Origin of the sequence: Aquabacterium commune (assembly GCF_004362855.1) — a bacterium.
GTDB lineage: Bacteria > Pseudomonadota > Gammaproteobacteria > Burkholderiales > Burkholderiaceae_C > Aquabacterium > Aquabacterium commune.
This window is the reverse complement of the sequence record NZ_SNXW01000018.1, coordinates 1-21,113: the sequence shown is the minus strand read 5'-3', so window position 1 is coordinate 21,113 and position 21,113 is coordinate 1. Positions and strand designations below refer to the sequence as shown.

General features: G+C 63.7%; 18 protein-coding genes and 1 tRNA gene. 15 read left to right on the top strand and 4 right to left on the bottom strand.

From position 1 onward, the window contains the following. The 10 genes from EV672_RS17880 to rpoC form a co-directional block, all read left to right on the top strand. Window positions 1-97, top strand: a 97-nt coding sequence (locus EV672_RS17880; RefSeq protein WP_082016399.1) for an EF-Tu C-terminal domain-related protein, incomplete at its 5' end; no start/stop codon positions are given. Between the two features lie 26 nt (window positions 98-123). Further along, a tRNA-Trp gene (locus tag EV672_RS17875) sits at window positions 124-199 on the top strand. Between the two features lie 100 nt (window positions 200-299). Next, on the top strand, window positions 300-683 hold the full coding sequence (gene secE / locus EV672_RS17870) for a preprotein translocase subunit SecE (protein WP_133611319.1): 384 nt from the start codon (window positions 300-302) through the stop codon (window positions 681-683). A 40-nt stretch (window positions 684-723) separates the two neighbouring features. After that, on the top strand, window positions 724-1,296 hold the full coding sequence (nusG, locus tag EV672_RS17865; protein WP_133611318.1) for a transcription termination/antitermination protein NusG: 573 nt from the start codon (window positions 724-726) through the stop codon (window positions 1,294-1,296). Window positions 1,297-1,620: 324 nt separating this feature from the next. Next, window positions 1,621-2,052: a 50S ribosomal protein L11 gene (gene rplK, locus EV672_RS17860; RefSeq protein ID WP_133611317.1), complete on the top strand. Its 432-nt coding sequence runs from the start codon at window positions 1,621-1,623 to the stop codon at window positions 2,050-2,052. A gap of 1 nt (window position 2,053) precedes the next feature. After that, window positions 2,054-2,752, top strand: coding sequence for a 50S ribosomal protein L1 (gene rplA / locus EV672_RS17855; protein WP_133611316.1), 699 nt, complete (start codon window positions 2,054-2,056; stop codon window positions 2,750-2,752). 351 nt (window positions 2,753-3,103) lie between these two features. Continuing rightward, window positions 3,104-3,649 (top strand): 50S ribosomal protein L10, encoded by a 546-nt coding sequence (rplJ, locus tag EV672_RS17850; protein ID WP_133611315.1) that lies wholly within the window; start codon window positions 3,104-3,106, stop codon window positions 3,647-3,649. A 62-nt stretch (window positions 3,650-3,711) separates the two neighbouring features. After that, window positions 3,712-4,089, top strand: coding sequence for a 50S ribosomal protein L7/L12 (gene rplL / locus EV672_RS17845; RefSeq protein WP_133611314.1), 378 nt, complete (start codon window positions 3,712-3,714; stop codon window positions 4,087-4,089). Between the two features lie 385 nt (window positions 4,090-4,474). Beyond that, window positions 4,475-8,602, top strand: a complete 4,128-nt coding sequence (rpoB, locus tag EV672_RS17840; RefSeq protein WP_133611313.1) for a DNA-directed RNA polymerase subunit beta — start codon at window positions 4,475-4,477, stop codon at window positions 8,600-8,602. Between the two features lie 19 nt (window positions 8,603-8,621). Then, window positions 8,622-12,872 (top strand): DNA-directed RNA polymerase subunit beta', encoded by a 4,251-nt coding sequence (rpoC, locus tag EV672_RS17835; protein ID WP_133611312.1) that lies wholly within the window; start codon window positions 8,622-8,624, stop codon window positions 12,870-12,872. Window positions 12,873-12,961: 89 nt separating this feature from the next. Here rpoC and EV672_RS17830 read toward each other — a convergent pair whose 3' ends face one another. From EV672_RS17830 to EV672_RS17820, 3 genes are read right to left on the bottom strand one after another with little or no spacing between them, the layout of a single operon-like run. Continuing rightward, window positions 12,962-13,282 carry a hypothetical protein gene (locus tag EV672_RS17830; protein WP_133611311.1) on the bottom strand — a complete coding sequence of 107 codons (321 nt, stop codon included), beginning with the start codon at window positions 13,280-13,282 and terminating at the stop codon, window positions 12,962-12,964. Beyond that, window positions 13,279-14,880 (bottom strand): ArnT family glycosyltransferase, encoded by a 1,602-nt coding sequence (locus tag EV672_RS17825; RefSeq protein ID WP_133611310.1) that lies wholly within the window; start codon window positions 14,878-14,880, stop codon window positions 13,279-13,281. Before EV672_RS17825 ends, EV672_RS17830 begins: the two co-directional genes overlap by 4 nt. A gap of 12 nt (window positions 14,881-14,892) precedes the next feature. Further along, window positions 14,893-15,777, bottom strand: a complete 885-nt coding sequence (locus tag EV672_RS17820; RefSeq protein WP_166643633.1) for a phosphatase PAP2 family protein — start codon at window positions 15,775-15,777, stop codon at window positions 14,893-14,895. A 159-nt stretch (window positions 15,778-15,936) separates the two neighbouring features. On the opposite strand from EV672_RS17820, the gene EV672_RS17815 reads away from it, so the two are divergent. Continuing rightward, window positions 15,937-16,203 (top strand): hypothetical protein, encoded by a 267-nt coding sequence (locus EV672_RS17815; RefSeq protein ID WP_133611308.1) that lies wholly within the window; start codon window positions 15,937-15,939, stop codon window positions 16,201-16,203. 160 nt (window positions 16,204-16,363) lie between these two features. Here the strand turns inward: EV672_RS17815 and EV672_RS17810 are convergent, their stop codons facing one another. Beyond that, a complete protein-coding gene (locus EV672_RS17810; protein ID WP_166643632.1) occupies window positions 16,364-17,011 on the bottom strand; it encodes a PEP-CTERM sorting domain-containing protein in 648 nt (215 codons plus the stop codon). A gap of 466 nt (window positions 17,012-17,477) precedes the next feature. On the opposite strand from EV672_RS17810, the gene rpsL reads away from it, so the two are divergent. The 4 genes from rpsL to EV672_RS17790 form a co-directional block, all read left to right on the top strand. After that, window positions 17,478-17,855: a 30S ribosomal protein S12 gene (gene rpsL, locus EV672_RS17805; RefSeq protein WP_058088974.1), complete on the top strand. Its 378-nt coding sequence runs from the start codon at window positions 17,478-17,480 to the stop codon at window positions 17,853-17,855. A gap of 231 nt (window positions 17,856-18,086) precedes the next feature. Further along, window positions 18,087-18,557, top strand: coding sequence for a 30S ribosomal protein S7 (rpsG, locus tag EV672_RS17800; protein ID WP_058088973.1), 471 nt, complete (start codon window positions 18,087-18,089; stop codon window positions 18,555-18,557). Between the two features lie 96 nt (window positions 18,558-18,653). Further along, the gene (gene fusA, locus EV672_RS17795; protein WP_133611306.1) at window positions 18,654-20,756 is read left to right on the top strand and encodes an elongation factor G; all 2,103 of its coding nucleotides are present in this window, start codon (window positions 18,654-18,656) and stop codon (window positions 20,754-20,756) included. Between the two features lie 244 nt (window positions 20,757-21,000). Further along, a partial coding sequence (locus tag EV672_RS17790) for a GTP-binding protein (RefSeq protein ID WP_243738762.1) occupies window positions 21,001-21,113 on the top strand: 113 nt, incomplete at its 3' end.

The window sequence follows — 21,113 nt, the reverse complement described above, 5'->3', positions numbered from 1 at the left end:
GATCGCCCCGATCGCCATGGAAGAAGGTCTGCGTTTCGCCATCCGCGAAGGTGGCCGCACCGTCGGCGCCGGCGTGGTTGCCAAGATCCTGGACTAAAATCAACGCTTCAGTTTCTGGCCAGTAGGGGTATAGCTCAATTGGCAGAGCGTCGGTCTCCAAAACCGAAGGTTGTAGGTTCGATTCCTACTGCCCCTGCCACGAACTGAGCCCCCACACCGCTGTCGCACAGCAGCCCGCAGGCTCTCCATGAGTCGGCGGGCTTTATTGCCTCACTCCACTGCCCTCACGTTTGACGCCCATGGCCACCTCGGACATCGACACCGTTTCCACCAGCGCCGACAAGGCCAAGCTGGCTGCCACTGGCCTGCTCGTGGTGGGCGGTGTGGCCGCGTTCTACCTCCTGGGCAAGCAAGACCTCTGGCTGCGCGTCCTGGTCCTGCTGGTCCTGCTGGCGGGTGCCGTTGGCGTGTTCCTGACCTCCATCCAGGGCAAGGAGCTCGTGGCCTTCGGTCAGGATTCGGTCAAAGAACTGAAGAAAGTCGTCTGGCCCACCCGCCCGGAGGCCACGCAAATGACCTTGTACGTTTTCGCCTTCGTGGTGATCATGGCCTTGTTCCTGTGGCTGACCGACAAGGCGCTGGAGTGGGTGATTTACGACCTGGTCCTGGGTTGGAAGCACTGATTTCCCCTGCGCAGCGAACAACACACCACGAGGTTGACACATGACTGACGTCCAAGCCGCTCCTTCCGCCACGCCGGCCAACTCGCTGCGCTGGTACGTGGTGCATGCCTACTCCGGCATGGAAAAGGCCGTTGAGCGCAACCTGCGCGAGCGCATCGACCGCGCCGGCATGCAGGAGCAGTTCGGCCGCATCCTGGTGCCGACCGAAGAAGTGGTGGAAGTCAAGAACGGCAAGAAGTCCGTCACCGAGCGCCGCTTCTTCCCCGGCTATGTGCTGGTGGAAATGCTGATGTCGGACGACACCTGGCACCTGGTGAAGAACACCTCCAAGGTCACCGGTTTCGTCGGTGGCGCCAAGAACCGTCCTGCCCCCATCTCGGAAGACGAGGTCATGAAGATCGTCAACCAGATGAAGGAAGGCATCGAGAAGCCGCGGCCCAAGGTCGAGTGGGAAAACGGCGAAGTGGTCCGCGTCAAGGAAGGCCCCTTCACTGACTTCAACGGTTCCATCGAAGACGTCAACTACGAAAAGTCCAAGCTGCGCGTGTCGGTCACCATTTTCGGCCGCGCCACGCCGGTCGAGCTGGACTTCGGTCAGGTCGAGAAGATCTGACGACCGCGGCTGGCCCTGCGCCCATGTGAAAAGCCCCTTCGGGGGCTTTTTCATTGCGCAAACACTTGCCAACGACAGGTTCAGCGATTTAGAATCGCAGTCTTTCCTCCTCGGTGGGGAGGTTGCACCATGGCATGTCGCATCGCGGCGGGTTCATGGGGCGGCCAACACCGACGCACCAGCCGTGAGCGAGATCGCGGCATGAGGAGCCTGGGGGCTGCTCGCGCAACGCAACAAGCACAGGCTTGAAGCGGCGCACGCAGCGAATCAGGCGTTTGCACTCGACCACACCGGCAGGCCGCTGGCGTGGTTTCAGGAGAAACTATGGCCAAGAAGATCATCGGCTTCATCAAGCTGCAAATCCCGGCCGGCAAGGCGAACCCTTCGCCCCCGGTGGGTCCCGCGCTGGGTCAGCGCGGTCTGAACATCATGGAGTTCTGCAAGGCGTTCAACGCCCAGACCCAAGGTGTCGAGCCCGGTCTGAAGCTGCCCGTCGTCATCACGGCGTTCGCAGACAAGTCCTTCACCTTCATCATCAAGACGCCGCCTGCGACCGTCCTGTTGAAGAAGGCTGCCAAGATCGAAAAGGGTTCGCCCCGTCCGCAAGCTGACAAGGTCGGCAAGCTGACGCGCGCCCAGATCGAAGAGATCGCCCAGACCAAGCAGAAGGATCTGACCGCCGCCGATCTGGACGCTGCTGTCCGCACGATCGCTGGTTCCGCCCGTTCCATGGGCATCATCGTGGAAGGTGTCTGACATGTCGAAGCTGACCAAACGCCAAAAGGCCTTCGCTGACAAGGTCGATACCACCAAGCTGTACCGCTTCGACGAAGCCCTCACCCTGATCAAGTCGGCTGCCGTCGCCAAGTTCGATGAGTCCATCGACGTGGCCGTGCAGTTGGGCGTGGACGCCAAGAAGTCTGACCAGGTCGTGCGTGGCGCCGTCGTGATGCCCAACGGCACCGGCAAGACCAAGCGCGTCGCCGTGTTCGCCCAGGGCGCCAAGGCCGACGAAGCCCGCGCCGCCGGCGCCGACGTTGTTGGCATGGAAGACCTGGCCGAGCAGGTCAAGGCTGGCAACATCAACTTCGACGTGGTCATCGCCTCGCCGGACACGATGCGCATCGTCGGTACCCTGGGTACCGTGCTGGGCCCCCGCGGCCTGATGCCCAACCCCAAGGTCGGCACCGTGACCCCGGACGTCGCCACCGCCGTCAAGAACGCCAAGGCTGGCCAGGTCCAGTTCCGCGTTGACAAGGCCGGCATCGTCCACGGCACCATCGGCCGTCGCTCCTTCGACGACGACAAGCTCAAGGGCAACCTGGCTGCTTTGCTCGAGGCCCTGACCAAGCTGAAGCCTGCTTCCAGCAAGGGCGTTTATCTGCGCAAAGTCGCCGTGTCCTCGACCATGGGTCTGGGCGTGCGCGTCGATGTGAACAGCATCACCGCTGGCTGATCCGTCTGGATCGCACATGACATCGTCGGTGGCGCCTTGGTGGCGTCGCTGACCAGGCACCGCGCGAGTCTGGCGCGGACCGCCTGACCAAGATTGGTGGGCTGGCGCCCGGTGGCATGCCACTGAGCGTCAGGCTATCAAAGACCGTAGGCGTCGAAGCACGCGCTTGTTCAGGCGTGCCCAGGCTTAATCCCCCAGCCTACGCAGATGGCGCACCCGCTGTTGAAGGTTTCCGCGTCGTTGTCGTGACGGTGTGGGTTCCGAGGCAGAAGGTCGCTGCAACCGGGTGTGCCCGGAGGTCGCCGCACCTGATGGTGCTTTGACCAAAAGGCATGTTTTAAGGAGTAGACCTTGAGTCTCAATCGCAACGAGAAAGAAGCCGTGATCGCGGAAGTGGCTGCCCAAGCGGGCAAGTCGCAAACGCTGGCACTGGCTGAGTACCGCGGTCTCACCGTGGCTCAACTGGACGCGCTGCGCAAGACCGCCCGTGCACAAGGTGTGTATCTTCACGTGCTGAAGAACACCCTGGCACGCCGCGCTGTTGCTGGCACGCCGTTTGAAGTCGCGGCCGAGAGCATGAGCGGCCCGCTGATCTATGGCTTCTCTGAAGATGCCGTGGCAGCTGCCAAGGTGATCGCTGACTTTGCCAAGGGCAATGACAAGCTGGTCATCAAGGCTGGCGCTTACGCCGGCAAGGCCCTGGACGCCAATGGCGTCAAGGCCCTGGCCTCGATCCCGAGCAAGGAAGTGCTGCTGGCCCAGATCTGTGGCCTGCTGCAATCGCCGATCTCGGGTCTGGCACGCGTGCTGGCCGCCGTGGGCGAGCAAAAGGGTGGTGGCGCAGCCGCCCCCGCCGAGGCTGCAGAAGCCCCGGTCGCCGAAGCCCCTGCCGCCTGAAGCGCTGGCCAACCGCCCGCTTCGTACTGAACCAACCTTTTACCGATATTTAGGAACCCAAAATGGCATTCGATAAAGACGCATTCCTGACCGCCCTGGACAGCATGTCCGTGATGGAACTCTCCGAGCTGGTCAAGGCCATCGAAGAGAAGTTCGGCGTGTCCGCAGCCGCCATGGCCGCTCCCGCTGCCGGTGGCGCTGGTGGCGCTGCTGCCGCCGTGGAAGAGAAGACCGAATTCAACGTCGTTCTGACCGGCGCTGGCGCCAACAAGGTCGGCGTCATCAAGGCCGTGCGCGAAATCACCGGCCTGGGTCTGAAGGAAGCCAAGGACCTGGTGGACGGCGCTCCGAAGAACGTCAAGGAAGCCGTGGCCAAGGCCGACGCCGAAGCCGCTCTGAAGAAGCTGGTCGAAGCTGGCGCCACCGCCGAAATCAAGTAATTTGGCAAGATCGCTGGCTTCGGCGGGCGGTCTTTCCCAGATCACTGGTGCAAGACAGCTGCTCCCTGCTGGGGGCAGCTTTCGGCTTTTCAGGGTGCAAAATCCCTGAGAGCACCCGAAAAGCCCCCCGTGGTAGTACACTGGAGGGCTTTTCGAGTGTTCTCTGAACCGACTGCGGAGAACTGGTTTGGTCGAGCCTGAGCGCGAATTCACTGCGCACAGGTTGTCTGCCAGCGGTTGGTAGTGGCCAACCACCAAGCCTCGGGTGCAATGCCCGAATGGCCAGTCGCCGAACAATCGGTCACGTTCCAGGCCCCATCCTCGGCCAGGACGGGGCCTGAATTCGAAGCGGATCACCCCGTCGGGTGTCCGAAACGGAGAGTTTATGGCGCAAGCAACCCCCTACAGCTACACCGAGCGCAAGCGGATTCGCAAGAGTTTTGGCAAGCGTGGCAGCGTGCTCAATGTCCCTTACCTGCTGACGATGCAGAAGGACTCCTACGTCGCGTTCCTGCAAAAGGACGTGCCGCCACAGCAGCGCAAGCCCGAAGGCCTGCAAGCCGCTTTTGTCTCGGCGTTCCCCATTGTTTCGCACAATGGCTTCGTCGAGATGAAATTCATCGAGTTCAACATCGCCAAGCCGGCGTTCGATGAGCGTGAGTGCCAGCTGCGGGGCCTGACCTTCGCGTCGGCCGTGCGTGCACGCCTGCAGATGATCATCTATGACCGTGAGACGTCCACGTCCCAGTCCAAGGTGGTCAAGGAAGTCAAGGAGCAAGAGGTTTACATGGGCGAAGTGCCCCTGATGACCGACTACGGCTCCTTCATCATCAACGGCACCGAGCGCGTCATCGTGTCTCAGTTGCACCGTTCGCCTGGCGTGTTCTTCGAGCACGACAAGGGCAAGACGCACTCGTCGGGCAAGCTGCTGTTCTCGGCACGCATCATCCCCTACCGTGGCTCCTGGCTGGACTTCGAGTTCGACCCCAAGGACCTGCTGTACTTCCGCGTGGACCGCCGCCGCAAGATGCCGGTGACGACCCTGCTGAAGGCCATCGGCATGAACAACGAGCAGATCCTGAGCACGTTCTTCCAGAACGACCAGATCAAGCTGATGGACGCCGGTGCGCAGCTGGCCTTCGTGCCTGAGCGCTTCAAGGGCGAAGTGGCCCGCTTCGACATCACCGACAAGGCCGGTGCTGTTGTTGTTGAAAAAGACAAGCGCATCACCGCGCGCCACACCCGCGCCCTGGAGCAGTCCGGCACCACGCACATCAGCGTGCCCGAAGACTTCCTGCTGGGCCGCGTGCTGTCCAAGAACCAGATCGACCCCGACACGGGCGAGCTGATCGGCAAGGCCAACGAAGAGCTGACCGAAGCGCTGCTGAAGAAGCTGCGCTCGGCCGGCATCCTCGACATCGAAGTCCTGTTCACCAACGAACTGGACCAAGGCGCCTACATCTCGCAAACGCTGGCCACCGATGAGACGGCCGACGAGCTGGCCGCCCGCGTGGCCATCTACCGCATGATGCGTCCTGGCGAGCCGCCGACCGAAGACGCCGTGCAGGCCCTGTTCCAGCGCCTGTTCTATTCGGAAGACACGTACGACCTGTCGCGCGTGGGTCGCATGAAGTTCAACGCCCGTGTGGGCCGCGACATCGCCACCGGCCCGATGACCCTGTCCAACGACGACATCCTGTCGGTCGTGAAGATCCTGGTCGAGCTGCGCAACGGTCGCGGCGAAGTCGATGACATCGACCACCTGGGCAACCGCCGCGTGCGTTGCGTGGGCGAACTGGCCGAAAACCAGTACCGCTCGGGCCTGGCGCGCATCGAGAAGGCTGTCAAGGAGCGTCTGGGCCAGGCCGAGACCGAAGCCCTGATGCCGCACGACCTGATCAACTCCAAGCCGATCTCTGCGGCTCTGAAGGAGTTCTTCGGTGCCTCGCAGCTGTCGCAGTTCATGGACCAGACCAACCCCCTGTCGGAGATCACGCACAAGCGTCGCGTCTCCGCCCTGGGCCCGGGCGGTCTGACCCGCGAGCGCGCTGGCTTCGAAGTGCGCGACGTGCACCCGACCCACTACGGCCGTGTCTGCCCGATCGAAACGCCGGAAGGCCCGAACATCGGTCTGATCAACTCGCTGGCCCTGTACGCCCGCCTGAACGAGTACGGTTTCCTGGAGACGCCGTACCGCCGCGTGAACGACGGCCAGACGACCACCCAGATCGACTACCTGTCGGCCATCGAAGAAGGCAAGTACGTCATCGCGCAGGCCAATGCCTCGCTGGACGCCAACGGCCGCCTGACCGACGAGCTGGTCTCTGCCCGCGAAAGCGGCGAATCGGTGCTGACCTCGCCTGAGCGCATCCAGTACATGGACGTGGCCCCGACCCAGATCGTGTCGGTCGCTGCCTCGCTCGTGCCCTTCCTGGAGCACGACGACGCGAACCGCGCACTGATGGGCGCCAACATGCAGCGTCAAGCTGTGCCCACGCTGCGCCCGGAAAAGGCCTTCGTCGGCACCGGCGTGGAGCGCGTGGCCGCTGTGGACTCGGGCACCGTCGTGGTGGCCAAGCGCGGTGGCGTGGTGGACTACGTTGACACCAACCGCGTGGTGATCCGTGTCAATGACGCGGAAACCGTGGCCGGTGAAGTCGGCGTCGACATCTACAACCTGATCAAGTACCACCGTTCCAATCAGAACACCAACATCCACCAGCGTCCGATCGTCGATCGCGGCGATGTGGTGGCTGTCGGTGACGTGATCGCCGACGGCGCATCGACCGACCTGGGCGAACTCGCCCTGGGCCAGAACATGCTCGTGGCCTTCATGCCCTGGAACGGCTACAACTTCGAAGACTCGATCATGATCTCGGAGCGTGTGGTCGCCGAAGACCGCTACACCTCGATCCACATCGAAGAACTCGTCGTGATGGCCCGCGACACCAAGCTGGGCTCCGAAGAAATCACCCGCGACATCCCGAACCTGTCTGAGAACCAGCTGGCTCGCCTGGACGAGTCCGGCATCGTCTACATCGGTGCCGAAGTCGGCCCGGGCGACGTGCTGGTCGGCAAGGTGACGCCCAAGGGCGAAACCACCCTCACGCCTGAAGAGAAGCTGCTGCGCGCCATCTTCGGCGAGAAGGCGTCCGACGTGAAGGACACCTCGCTGCGCGTGGACCAGGGCACGATGGGCACCGTCATCGACGTGCAGGTCTTCACCCGTGAAGGCATCGTGCGTGACAAGCGCGCCCAGCAGATCATCGACGACGAGCTCAAGCGCTTCCGCCTGGACCTCAACGACCAGCTGCGCATCGTCGAGGCCGACGCCTTCGACCGCATCCGCAAGCTGCTGATCGGCAAGATCGCCAACGGTGGCCCCAACAAGCTGCCCAAGGGCACGGCGCTGGACGACGATTACCTGTCGTCCATCGACAAGTTCCACTGGTTCGACATCCGCCCCGCGGAAGACGAACTGGCCAACCAGCTCGAATCCATCAAGAACTCGCTGGAGCAGACGCGCCACAGCTTCGACCTCGCGTTCGAAGAAAAGCGCAAGAAGCTCACGCAAGGCGACGAGCTGCCTGCAGGCGTCTTGAAGATGGTCAAGGTCCACCTGGCCGTCAAGCGTCGCTTGCAGCCGGGTGACAAGATGGCCGGCCGCCACGGCAACAAGGGCGTGGTCTCCAAGATCGTTCCGATCGAGGACATGCCTTACATGGCCGACGGCACCCCTGCCGACATCGTGCTGAACCCGCTGGGCGTGCCCTCGCGGATGAACGTCGGCCAGGTGCTGGAAGTGCACTTGGGCTGGGCTGCGAAGGGCATTGGCCAGCGCATCGGCAACATGCTGCAGCAAGAGGCCGCCGTGGCCGAGCTGCGCAAGTTCTTCGACGAGCTGTACAACCAGTCCGGTGGCAAGAAGGAAGACGTGACCGCCCTGAGCGACACCGACATCCTGAACATGGCCGGCAACCTGTCCAAGGGCATGCCGTTCGCCACCCCGGTGTTCGACGGCGCCAAGGAAGAAGAAATCCGCGGCATGCTGCAGCTGGCCTACCCGGCCGATGTGGCCAAGGCCAAGGGCCTGACCCCGACCCGCACCCAGGCTGTCTTGCACGACGGTCGCACCGGCGAAGCTTTCGAGCGCCCGGTCACCGTGGGCTACATGCACGTGCTGAAGCTCCACCACTTGGTGGACGACAAGATGCACGCGCGTTCGACCGGTCCGTACTCGCTCGTCACGCAGCAGCCGCTGGGTGGCAAGGCGCAGTTCGGTGGCCAGCGCTTCGGTGAAATGGAAGTGTGGGCGCTGGAAGCCTACGGTGCGGCCTACGTGCTGCAGGAAATGCTCACCGTCAAGTCCGACGACGTCAATGGCCGTACCAAGGTGTACGAGAACATCGTCAAGGGCGAGCACGCCATCGAGGCGGGCATGCCGGAATCGTTCAATGTGCTGGTCAAGGAAATCCGTTCCTTGGGCATCGACATTGAACTTGAGCGCAACTGATTAGGAATAGGAGAGCCCCATGAAAGGTTTGCTGGACCTGTTCAAGCAATTCACGCCCGATGAGCATTTCGATGCCATCAAGATCGGCCTGGCTTCGCCGGAGAAAATCCGCAGCTGGTCGTTCGGTGAAGTGAAGAAGCCTGAGACGATCAACTACCGCACGTTCAAACCCGAACGCGACGGCCTGTTCTGCGCCAAGATCTTCGGCCCGATCAAGGACTACGAGTGCCTGTGCGGCAAGTACAAGCGCCTCAAGCACCGCGGCGTGATCTGCGAGAAGTGCGGCGTCGAAGTGACCCAGACCAAGGTCCGCCGTGACCGCATGGGCCACATCGAACTGGCTGCACCTTGCGCCCACATCTGGTTCCTGAAGTCGCTCCCCAGCCGTCTGGGCCTGGTGCTCGACATGACGCTGCGCGACATCGAGCGCGTGCTGTACTTCGAAGCGTACGTGGTGGTGGATTCGGGCATGACCCCGCTGAAGAAGTTCAGCATCATGTCCGAGGACGACTACGACGCCAAGCGCCTCGAATTCGGTGACGAGTTCGTCGCGCTGATGGGCGCCGAAGGCATCCAGAAGTTGCTGGCCGAGATGGACCTCGACGTCGAGATCGACAAGCTGCGCAACGACATGACCGGGTCGGAGCTCAAGATCAAGAAGAACTCCAAGCGCCTGAAGCTCATGGAGGCCTTCAAGAAGTCGGGCATCAAGCCCAACTGGATGGTCATGGAAGTGCTGCCCGTGTTGCCGCCGGACCTGCGTCCGCTGGTGCCGCTGGACGGCGGTCGCTTTGCGACCTCTGACCTCAACGACCTGTACCGCCGCGTCATCAACCGCAACAACCGCCTGGCCCGTCTGCTGGAGTTGAAGGCCCCTGAGATCATCGTGCGCAACGAAAAGCGCATGCTGCAGGAAGCCGTGGACTCGCTGCTGGACAACGGCCGCCGTGGCAAGGCCATGACGGGCGCCAACAAGCGCGCCCTGAAGTCGCTGGCCGACATGATCAAGGGCAAGTCGGGTCGCTTCCGTCAGAACCTGCTGGGCAAGCGCGTCGACTACTCCGGTCGTTCCGTGATCACCGTGGGCCCGACCCTCAAGCTGCACCAGTGCGGCCTGCCCAAGCTGATGGCGCTTGAATTGTTCAAGCCCTTCATCTTCTCGCGCCTCGAAGCCATGGGCATCGCGACGACGATCAAGGCTGCCAAGAAGGAAGTCGAATCCGGCACGCCGGTGGTCTGGGACATCCTGGAAGAGGTCATTAAGGAGCACCCGGTTCTGCTGAACCGCGCCCCCACGCTGCACCGTCTGGGCATCCAGGCCTTCGAGCCCGTGCTGATCGAAGGCAAGGCCATCCAGCTGCACCCGCTGGTCTGCGCGGCCTTCAACGCCGACTTCGACGGTGACCAGATGGCCGTTCACGTGCCGCTGTCCATCGAAGCGCAGATGGAAGCCCGCACGCTGATGCTGGCTTCCAACAACGTGCTGTTCCCCGCCAACGGCGAGCCCTCCATCGTCCCGTCGCAAGACGTGGTGCTGGGCCTGTACTACGCCACCCGCGAGCGCATCAACGGCCGTGGCGAAGGCATGGTCTTTGCCGACATCCCGGAGCTCCAGCGCGCGCTGGACAACAACGTCGTCGAGATCACCGCCAAGATCAACATCCGCCTGACGGAGTACACCAAGGACAAGGTCACGGGCGAGTTCACGCCCGAGACCAAGCTGGTGGAAACCACGGTGGGTCGCGCGCTGCTGTCCGAGATCCTGCCCAAGGGCCTGCCTTTTGCGAACATCAACAAGGCGCTCAAGAAGAAGGAAATCTCCAAGCTCATCAACACCTCGTTCCGCAAGTGCGGTCTGAAGGAAACCGTGGTGCTGGCCGACAAGCTGCTGCAAAACGGCTTCCGCCTGGCCACGCGCGCCGGCATCTCCATCGGCATCGATGACATGCTGGTGCCCAAGCAGAAGTACGAGCTGATCGAGCGCGCCGAGAAGGAAGTCAAGGAGATCGAGCAGCAGTACGTCTCCGGTCTGGTGACCGCTGGCGAGCGCTACAACAAGGTCGTGGACATCTGGGGCAAGACCGGCGACGAAGTCGGCAAGGTCATGATGTCGCAGCTGTCCAAGCAAAAGACCATCGACCGCCACGGCAACGAAGTCGACCAGGAATCGTTCAACTCGATTTACATGATGGCCGACTCCGGTGCCCGCGGTTCTGCGGCCCAGATTCGCCAGCTGGCCGGCATGCGCGGCCTGATGGCCAAGCCTGACGGCTCCATCATCGAGACCCCCATCACGGCGAACTTCCGTGAAGGTCTGAACGTGTTGCAGTACTTCATCTCCACCCACGGCGCCCGAAAGGGCCTGGCGGACACGGCGTTGAAGACCGCGAACTCGGGCTACCTGACGCGTCGTCTGGTGGACGTGACGCAAGACTTGGTGGTCACCACCGTCGATTGCGGCACCGACCAAGGCATCAACACCCGCGCCCTGGTCGAAGGTGGTGAAGTCATCGAATCGCTGCGCGACCGCATCCTGGGCCGCGTGCCTGCGACCGACGTGCTGCACCCCGAAACCCAACAGGTGCTGATCGTTGCCGGCACCATGCTGGACGAGGATGTGCTGGACGAGCTGGAAGCCGCTGGCGTGGACGAAGTCAAGGTCCGCACCCCGCTGACCTGCGCCACCCGCTTCGGCCTGTGCGCCAAGTGCTACGGCCGTGACCTGGGCCGTGGCGGCCTGGTGAACTCCGGTGAAGCTGTCGGCGTGATCGCCGCGCAGTCCATCGGTGAACCCGGCACCCAGCTGACGATGCGCACCTTCCACATCGGTGGTGCCGCATCGCGCGCTGCCATCGCTTCGAGCGTGGAAGCCAAGTCGGACGGCATCATCGGCTTCAACGCCACGATGCGTTACGTCACGAACGGCAAGGGCGACCTGGTGGTGATTTCGCGTTCCGGCGAAATCGTCATCTCCGACCAGCACGGCCGTGAGCGTGAGCGTCACAAGGTGCCCTACGGTGCCCAGCTCAACATCAAGATCGACCAGACCGTCAAGGCTGGCCTGGTCCTGGCGACCTGGGACCCGCTGACCCGCCCCATCATCACCGAGTTCGGTGGCAAGGCCCGTTTCGAGAACGTCGAAGAAGGCGTGACCGTGGCCAAGCAGGTGGACGAAGTCACCGGCCTGTCCACGCTGGTCGTGATCGACCCGAAGCGCCGCGGCACCGCCAAGGTGATCCGTCCGGGCGTCAAGCTGCTGGACGCGTCCGGCAGCGAGGTCAAGATCCCTGGCACCGACCACGCCGTGATGATCGGCTTCCCGATCGGCTCGCTGGTTCAGATCCGCGACGGCCAGGACCTGTCGCCGGGTGAAGTGCTGGCCCGCATCCCCATCGAAGGTCAGAAGACCCGCGACATCACCGGCGGTCTGCCGCGTGTGGCCGAGCTGTTCGAAGCCCGTTCCCCCAAGGACAAGGGCACCCTGGCCGAGATGACGGGCACCGTCTCCTTCGGCAAGGAAACGAAGGGCAAGGTCCGCCTGCAGATCACCGATCCGGAAGGCGGCATCCACGAGGAACTCGTGCTCAAGGAAAAGAACATCCTGGTGCACGAAGGCCAGGTGGTCAACAAGGGCGAATCCATCGTTGACGGTCCGGCCGATCCGCAGGACATCCTGCGCCTGCTGGGCATCGAAGAGCTGGCCCGTTACATCGTCGACGAAGTGCAGGACGTCTACCGTCTGCAGGGCGTGAAGATCAACGACAAGCACATCCAGGTGATCGTTCGCCAGATGCTGCGCCGCGTCCAGATCGTCAACCCGGGCGACACGCACTACATCGCTGGTGAACAGGTCGAGCGCTCCGAGCTGCTGGACACCAACGACCGCATGCGCGCCGAAGGCAAGCTGATCGCCACGCACAGCGATGTGCTGCTGGGCATCACCAAGGCTTCGCTGTCCACCGACTCCTTCATCTCGGCCGCTTCCTTCCAGGAAACGACCCGCGTGCTCACCGAGGCTGCCATCATGGGCAAGCGCGACGAGCTGCGTGGCCTGAAGGAAAACGTGATCGTGGGTCGCCTGATCCCCGCCGGTACCGGCATGGCCTTCCACCAGGCTCGCAAGGCCAAGGAAGAGATGGACGACACCGAACGTCGCGCCATCGCCATGCAGGAAGCCCAGGAGCGTGCCGCTCTGGAGCTGGCCGCGCTGGACGATGTGGCCGACGTGGTCGATGCGGCTCCAGCAGAAGGTGGCGCCACCGCCGAGTGATGTGTGTCAGGCCGGCCTTCGGGCTGGCGGTGCACGTCAAAAAGGGTCCTTCGGGGCCCTTTTTCATGGGCGCGCGGGGGTTCAGCCGATCACTCGGCCGCCGATGGCAATCCGGGATGCGGCCAGTTCAGCAACTCGGCCAGGCGGGTGACGACCCAGTGCGCCTCGTCGGGCGACACGCCGGACTCCGGTTGCAAGAGCCCTTGCAGGCAGCGCCCGAGCACATCCTGCGCGTCGGCGCCGATGTCCACATGGACGCCGCGGCAGTGGTCGGTGAGGTGCTGGGCCAGGTCCTCGCAGAATTCGCATCGGGCCGCGACATCGCGCAGCGGCAGGGTCCAGCGTCCCCGCGCATCGCGGTACAGCGCCTGGAAGGACGGCGGCACGAAGGCCTGGCTGTCGTCGTTCACGGCGGAGTGCTCGCGGCGGAAGCCGCCCCTGGCACAGGCACAAGCACAGGCGCGGCGCGCGTCACCAGGGCGAAGCCGCGAGACTCGGCCACGGTGCGCAGATCGGTGTCCTGGGCCGGCAGGCGGTCCTTGCGCGCCAAGGCCAGTGTGCCCACCGAAGCCCCACCCGGCGGGGTCGGTGCGCCCAGGTAGAAGGCAAAGCTGGGCTGGCGCGTCTGCCATTGCGTCACGGCTTGGCCCGGTGCTTTGCGCGCGGCCTGCGCCAGGTCACGCACGGGCCCTTGCAAGGCTTCGGCCCACCAGGGCAAGACGGCCAGCACCACCCAGAAGGCGCCCAGCAAGGCCCCCAGCACGGCCTTGTCGGCCAGGCAGCCTTTGGGCCAGCACCACACCAGCAGCCACAGCGCGCCGACCGCCGCCAGCAGCCACCAGGCGGGCCCGGGCGCGGCCGTGCTCAGCAGCGTGTGGTAGAGCGGGTCGGCCGTGCGTTCGGCCAGCCAACCGGCCATGTGTTGGCTGGCGGACAGCAGCCCGAACAGCAGCAACTGGGATGCGGCCAGCGCCAGGCCCAAGGCACGCGAGCGCAGCTCTGACAGCGCCTGCGCGCACAACAGCATCAGCGGTGTCAGCCCGTAGAGCAGGTAGTGCGGTAGCTTGGTGTTCGACAGCGAGAAAAACAGCAGCGCGAAACCCGACCAGCACAGCAGGAAGCGCGTCACCGGCGTGCGCCAGGCCTTGCCCAGCCTGGCGCCGACGCCGACCAGCAATGGCGTCCAGGGCAACATCAGCAAAGGCGCCACCAGCAGCGTGTAGAACGGGCTGCCGCCATGGCCCTCCTTGGCCTGCATGAAGCGGTTGACGTTGTGCTGCAGGATGAAGCCGTCGATGAAGGCCATGCCATGGCGGTGCAATGCGTACGCGTACCAGGGCACGGCCGTCAGCAGCAGGATGACCCAGGCCAGCGGGTCGCCCAGCACCTCGCGCAGGCGGCGCAGCTGGCCACAGCTCAGCAGGTACAGGGTCACGGCCATGCCCGGCACCAGGCAAGCCACCGGCCCCTTGGTCAGCAGGCCCAGTCCCATCCAGAAGAAGGCGCGGCGCAGCGGCCCTTTCTCGCGGCTGTCCAGGTGGCGCCAGAGGTCCAGGCAGGCCCAGCACATCAGCGCATTGAGCAGCGCGTCGGCCGTGGCCGCCCGCCCGATCAGCATCACCCCGAGGCTGGTCGCCACGATGCCCACAGCCGCGCGCTCCACCTGGGAGCCCAGCCAGCCTTCGGCAAAGCGCAAGGCCGCCAGGCACCACATCAGCGCCGCGATGGCCGAGGGCAGGCGGGCGGCGAATTCGTTGACGCCGAACAGCGCCATGCTCGCGGCCTGGAACCAGTAGATCAGGATGGGCTTGTCGAAACGGTCGGCGCCATGGAGTGTGGTGTGGCCCCAGTCGCCGCTGGCCAGCATCTCGCGCGAGGCTTCCGAAAACGCGCCCTCATCGACGTCGATCAAGGGCGCCAACCCCAGGCCGGCCAGCCACAGGGTCAGCAGCAGGGCCAGCCAGAGCCAGGGAGGCACGCGGCCCAGGACGTTGCGGGTCGGGATCATGTGAGGTCCGGATCAGGAAAGGGGGTTGGCCGCGTGTGCAGCAGGCAGGATGCGGCCCCAGCGCCAGGCGCCCAGCAGCCCCAGACCCCCCACCGCCGCGCACCAGGCCGCCGGCAGGGGTGTACCCAGGTCCAGCAGGCAGAGCAGAACCGCCAGCACGGGCACCGCACCGCCCACCCACGGGCGCACCGATGCGCGCGACAAGCCCTGCGCGAGGCGCTGCGTCACGCCGAGCTGCCAGACCAGCGGTGCCAGGATCAGGCCCAGGCCCGCGCCGGCCACCACGTCGCTGGGCCAGTGCGCGCCCACGACCACCCGGGACAGGCCCTGCAGTCCGGCCAGCAGCCACCAGCCCGTCCACACGGCCGCGCTGACAAAGCGCTGCAACTGAGTGGGCAGCATGCCGCCTAGGCGCACTGCATCGCGCACCGACAAGGTCATCAAGCCTGCCACGGTGAAGGCGGTGGTGGTGTGCCCGGACGGCATCGACCCTTTGCGAAGGTGTTCGCCAATCACATGGAACACCGGGTGATCCGGCCCGAACACCGCAAGCGGGCGGTCCACCTGCAGGGACCGCTTGATCGCGTGCACGACCAGGCCGCCCAGCACCATGGCCACCAGCAGGGATGCCACGCGCCGCGGTTCACCGTCGCTCAGGCAAGTCACCAGCAAGAGGCTGCAAATGCCCAGCGCCGACCATGTGAGGAGGGACCAGGTGGTGGGCCAGCCGCCCAGGGACTGCTGCAGGGCCAGGCACCAGGCCCGGTCAAGCACGCTACCGGACAGGCTCAACCCCGCAGTCAGCAGCAGCGCGCCCAGCACCAGCCGTGGTGCTTGCGCCCGCCAGTCGGCCCAGGTCTGGCCGGGCAGGGGAGGAGGGCGTAGAGACAACCGCATGGACGGCGATTGTAGTGGCCCGCCTCGCCGGTGCTGAGCCGCCGCTTCTGTCACAGATTGCGCCATGGAATGCGATCCGTTACAAGGGTTTTCACCTAAAGATGGTGGTTTTCCCTTAGACTGTGTCCCACGTCATGCAAACCGTTGAAGGAGTGCACCATGGCCCAATCGTTCTCCCCCGCCCATCCCGTGAACCTCAAGCTGGCCCAGGCTGGCGACGAGCGCCGTCAATTGCGGCTGGAAAAACTCGGCGTCATCGCCGGCTTCCTCCTGGGGCTGCCCCTGGCCCTCACCGCTGTGCACGACCTCATGGCCGATGCGCCTGAGGCCGTATCTGCGCTGGCCGTCGTCGTCGTCGTCGCGGCAACCACGCGCTTTGGCTTGCTGGCCGCTTCGGCCGCAGCGCGGCACTTGGCTGCCCGCTGACCGCAGGCGTTGCGGCTTCTGTCCAGCGGCCATCGCTGGCTGGTTGTGTGAATGAAAAAGGATCCCGAGGGATCCTTTTTTTGCGTGACTTCAATGCTTGGCCGAGGCCGTTTTCGGACTGTCGGCGCATCGACCGGGTGTCACGTCGTGCATTCCGTGCTCAGGCGGCGGCGCGGCGGCGCGCCACCAATCCAATGCCTGCCAGACCCAGCGCCATCAGTGCATAGCTGCCAGGCTCAGGCACGGCGGCGGCGGTCACGTTCAGGCCAGCCAGGCGAAATTCCGATTGACCTGTCGCTTGCAGCTTGAAGACCGTGCCTGTGGCGCCCGTGGTGGTGAAGGTCGTCAGCGGCGTGCCGCGGTCGTTCGTGCTGCCCAGTGTGAAGGAGGTGGCGCCAGCGGTGAAAGTGCCGCTTTCGACACCCAAGCCCAGGGTACCGTTCGACCAACCCGACAAGCGCAGGCTCGACATGTTCACGGCCTTGTTGAAGGTCAGCGTCAGGTATTCACCCGGCGCGCCAAACAACAGCGACCCGGCATTGAGATCGCCGTCGGCCAGGAGGCTGCCGGTGGTGGCGCCCAGGCCCGTGAAATTGCTGGTGACCTGGAGCTGCTTGCCCGAGGCGTCAAAGGCGCGCACGATGAGTTGCAGGTCGCCGCTGACGTAGCTGGGCGCGTTGCTGACGGTGTCGATCAGCGAGCCGCCTTCGAGGTAGAAGTTGAAGGTGCTGGCTGGGACCGTCGCGTGAGCGGCGATGGGCAGCGTGACGCTGAGGGCCAGCGCGACGGCATGTTTGGCGAGGGACACGGGTGCTCCTTGTTCCTGAGGTTTGTGTGGAGGCGCCAGAGGCACATCCTGATGTGAAATCTTGTTGGTTTTCCAGACTGCTGAACCAACTTTAACGTTTGACAGGCTAATGGGCATCACCGCGAACACGCGGGCGGGAAAACCATCGGTGGGCTGTCTGCGAGGGGCGCTTCTGCGTCTGCGCGGGCGGCTGGCTTGCACTCATGCGGCGAGCTGGCTACAATGGAAGGCTTTTCGGCTTTCGCTGGGTGTTCCTGCGGACGTTGCGGATGCGGGGTTGTGTGGTTGGTGCCACCGATGCGCGCTTTCGCCGACGTGCTCAGGTGTCTCCTGTGAGGGCCGATTTGTGCTGGCGGCACAAGGATCAAGGACCAAGGACTTGCAAGCGTTCGTTCAAACGCCTGTGAGGCATCCGAAAAGTGCTTGGCCGCCAGAGACATCAACGGGAACCAACTGGAATCTATCCATGCCAACCATCAACCAGCTCGTGCGCCACGGCCGTCAGGTCGAGGTCACGAAGTCCAAATCGCCTGCGATGCAGAACTGCCCGCAGCGTCGCGGTGTTTGCACCCGCGTGTACACCACGACCCCCAAGAAGCCCAACTCGGCTTTGCGCAAGGTCGCCAAGGTGCGCCTGACCAACGGTTTCGAAGTCATTTCGTACATCGGCGGTGAAGGCCACAACCTGCAAGAACACAGCGTTGTGCTCGTGCGCGGCGGCCGTGTGAAGGACTTGCCCGGTGTGCGCTACCACATCGTGCGTGGCTCCCTTGACCTGCAAGGCGTCAAGGACCGCAAGCAATCGCGTTCCAAGTACGGCGCGAAGCGTCCCAAGAAGGCCTGATCGGATTTTCCGATCGGTCTCGCTCATGTGAGCAAACCGGCCTCCTTCATCGGCGCGTCACAAGGTGACGGCAGTCTGACGGAGAGAAGCCGAGGTGGCGGTGGCCAGGGAATTTGCCCCGGTTGCCGAGTAAGTGGAGCCTTCAGTTTTATCTCTTTTGGATAAGGCTCCGGATGAAGACAAGGTGATCTCACCGCGTCAACATCAACTGAAGCATTGAAAGGAATTGACATGCCTCGTCGTCGCGAAGTACCCAAGCGTGAAATCCTCCCCGATCCGAAGTTCGGATCTGTGGACCTCTCCAAGTTCATGAACGTGATCATGGAGTCCGGCAAGAAGGCTGTGGCCGAGCGCATCATTTACGGTGCCCTCGAACAAGTCGAAAAGAAGGCCGGCAAGGATCCGCTGGAAATCTTCAACATCGCTCTGAACAACATCAAGCCCGTGGTGGAAGTGAAATCCCGCCGCGTGGGTGGTGCGAACTACCAGGTTCCCGTTGAAGTTCGCCCCGCTCGCCGCATGGCCCTGGCCATGCGCTGGTTGAAGGAATCGTCGCGCAAGCGCTCCGAGAAGTCGATGGCCCAGCGTCTGGCCAACGAACTGCTCGAAGCCTCGGAAGGCCGCGGCGGCGCGATGAAGAAGCGTGACGAAGTGCACCGCATGGCCGAAGCCAACAAGGCCTTCTCGCACTTCCGTTTCTAATCCACCCCCGGCAGCTCAGCTGCCAAAAAAGCGTCCGGTCCGCGATCATGTGTTCGTCACACGCGGCCGGCGCTTTGTCAAATCTGGAGTGACACCATGTCCCGCAAGACCCCGATCGAGCGCTATCGCAACATTGGCATCTCGGCTCACATCGACGCTGGCAAGACCACGACGACCGAACGCATCCTGTTCTACACCGGTGTGAACCACAAGATCGGTGAAGTGCACGAAGGTGCTGCCACCATGGACTGGATGGAGCAGGAACAAGAGCGCGGCATCACGATCACGTCGGCCGCCACGACCTGCTTCTGGAAGGGCATGGACATGTCCTACCCCGAGCACCGTTTCAACATCATCGACACCCCGGGCCACGTGGACTTCACCATCGAAGTCGAACGCTCGATGCGCGTGCTCGACGGCGCCTGCATGGTGTACTGCGCCGTGGGCGGCGTGCAGCCGCAGTCGGAAACCGTGTGGCGTCAGGCGAACAAGTACGGCGTGCCCCGCCTGTCCTTCGTCAACAAGATGGACCGCACCGGCGCCAACTTCTTCAAGGTCTATGACCAGCTCAAGCTGCGTCTGAAGGCCAACCCCGTGCCCGTGGTCATCCCCATCGGTGCCGAAGAAAACTTCCAGGGCGTCGTTGACCTGTTGAAGATGAAGGCCATCTACTGGGACGAAGCTTCCCAGGGCATGAAGTTCGACTACCGCGACATCCCGGCCGAACTGCAGGCCGACGCCAAGAAGTGGCGCGAAGGCATGGTCGAGGCTGCCGCCGAAGCCAACGAAGAGCTGATGAACAAGTACCTGGAAGAAGGTGACTTGTCCGAAGACGAGATCAAGCTGGCCCTGCGCACGCGCACCATCGCCTGCGAAATCCAGCCGATGCTGTGCGGCACCGCCTTCAAGAACAAGGGCGTGCAGCGCATGCTCGACGCCGTCATCGACTACCTGCCTTCCCCGATCGACATCCCCCCGGTCGAAGGCACGGACGACGACGACCAGCCCACCAGCCGCAAGGCCGACGACGCCGAGAAGTTCTCCGCGCTGGCTTTCAAGCTGATGACCGACCCGTATGTGGGTCAGCTGACCTTCGTGCGCGTGTACTCGGGCGTGCTGAACTCCGGCGACACCGTCTTCAACCCCATCAAGGGCAAGAAAGAGCGCATCGGCCGAATCCTGCAGATGCACGCCAACGAGCGTGAGGAAATCAAGGAAATTCTGGCCGGCGACATCGCCGCTTGCGTGGGCCTGAAGGACGTGACCACCGGCGAAACGCTGTGCGATCCGGACGCCATCATCACCCTGGAAAAGATGGTCTTCCCTGAGCCTGTGATCGCACAGGCCGTGGAACCCAAGACCAAGGCCGACCAGGAAAAGATGGGCATTGCCCTGTCGCGCCTGGCCGCTGAAGATCCTTCGTTCCGCGTCAAGACGGACGAAGAATCCGGTCAGACCATCATCGCCGGCATGGGCGAGCTGCACCTGGAAATCATCGTCGATCGCATGAAGCGCGAATTCGGCGTGGAAGCCAACGTGGGCAAGCCGCAAGTGGCTTACCGCGAAACCATCCGCAACAAGGTCACCGACGTCGAAGGCAAGTTCGTGCGTCAGTCCGGTGGCAAGGGCCAGTACGGTCACGTGGTGCTGACGGTCGAGCCGCAAGAAGCCGGCAAGGGCTTCGAGTTTGTGGACGCCATCAAGGGCGGCGTGGTGCCTCGCGAGTACATCCCCGCCGTGGAGAAGGGCGTCATCGACACCCTGACCGCTGGTGTGCTGGCTGGCTACCCCGTGGTTGACGTCAAGGTCACCCTGACCTTCGGTTCGTACCACGACGTGGACTCGAACGAAAACGCCTTCAAGATGGCCGCTTCGATGGGCTTCAAGGACGGCTGCCGCAAGGCCTCGCCCGTGATCCTCGAGCCGATGATGGCCGTGGAAGTCGAAACGCCTGAAGACTACGCCGGTACCGTGATGGGCGACCTGTCCTCGCGTCGCGGCATGGTGCAGGGCATGGACGACATGGTCGGCGGCGGCAAGATCATCAAGGCAGAAGTTCCTCTGTCTGAAATGTTCGGCTACTCGACCAGCCTGCGTTCGGCCACCCAGGGTCGTGCCACGTACTCCATGGAGTTCAAGCACTACTCGGAAGCCCCGCGCAACGTGGCCGAAGCCATCATCAGCGCGCGCTCCAAGTAAGGCCCACCCCCTACACGCTTCGCGTGCCCCCTCAAGGGGGCGCCACGAGCAAACCGGCGAAGCCGGATCTGCCGTGGCCGCTGGGTCCAGCGAGCGCGGGGTGGTAGGATGTGAGCCCGCTCAATTTCAGCCGGTCTTCGGCGCCACCTCGATCCTGCATCGGTGTGGCTGGCTTGCTGCCCGTGGCGGCCAATGCTGGAGACCTTAAACCCGCACGGGCGACTGTTCTTTGTTGGAGAAACAAATGGCAAAAGGTAAATTCGAACGGACCAAGCCGCACGTGAACGTCGGCACGATTGGCCACGTTGACCACGGCAAGACCACCCTGACGGCAGCCATCGCGACCGTTCTGTCGAA

Excerpts from the sequence above, each read along its gene's own strand:
- secE (WP_133611319.1), top strand. The coding sequence starts at position 300 with ATGGCCACCTCGGACATCGACACCGTTTCCACCAGCGCCGACAAGGCC.
- nusG (WP_133611318.1), top strand. The coding sequence starts at position 724 with ATGACTGACGTCCAAGCCGCTCCTTCCGCCACGCCGGCCAACTCGCTG.
- rplK (WP_133611317.1), top strand. The coding sequence starts at position 1,621 with ATGGCCAAGAAGATCATCGGCTTCATCAAGCTGCAAATCCCGGCCGGC.
- rplA (WP_133611316.1), top strand. The coding sequence starts at position 2,054 with ATGTCGAAGCTGACCAAACGCCAAAAGGCCTTCGCTGACAAGGTCGAT.
- rplL (WP_133611314.1), top strand. The coding sequence starts at position 3,712 with ATGGCATTCGATAAAGACGCATTCCTGACCGCCCTGGACAGCATGTCC.
- rpoB (WP_133611313.1), top strand. The coding sequence starts at position 4,475 with ATGGCGCAAGCAACCCCCTACAGCTACACCGAGCGCAAGCGGATTCGC.
- rpoC (WP_133611312.1), top strand. The coding sequence starts at position 8,622 with ATGAAAGGTTTGCTGGACCTGTTCAAGCAATTCACGCCCGATGAGCAT.
- EV672_RS17825 (WP_133611310.1), bottom strand. The coding sequence starts at position 14,880 with ATGATCCCGACCCGCAACGTCCTGGGCCGCGTGCCTCCCTGGCTCTGG.
- EV672_RS17820 (WP_166643633.1), bottom strand. The coding sequence starts at position 15,777 with ATGCGGTTGTCTCTACGCCCTCCTCCCCTGCCCGGCCAGACCTGGGCC.
- EV672_RS17815 (WP_133611308.1), top strand. The coding sequence starts at position 15,937 with ATGGCCCAATCGTTCTCCCCCGCCCATCCCGTGAACCTCAAGCTGGCC.
- rpsL (WP_058088974.1), top strand. The coding sequence starts at position 17,478 with ATGCCAACCATCAACCAGCTCGTGCGCCACGGCCGTCAGGTCGAGGTC.
- rpsG (WP_058088973.1), top strand. The coding sequence starts at position 18,087 with ATGCCTCGTCGTCGCGAAGTACCCAAGCGTGAAATCCTCCCCGATCCG.
- fusA (WP_133611306.1), top strand. The coding sequence starts at position 18,654 with ATGTCCCGCAAGACCCCGATCGAGCGCTATCGCAACATTGGCATCTCG.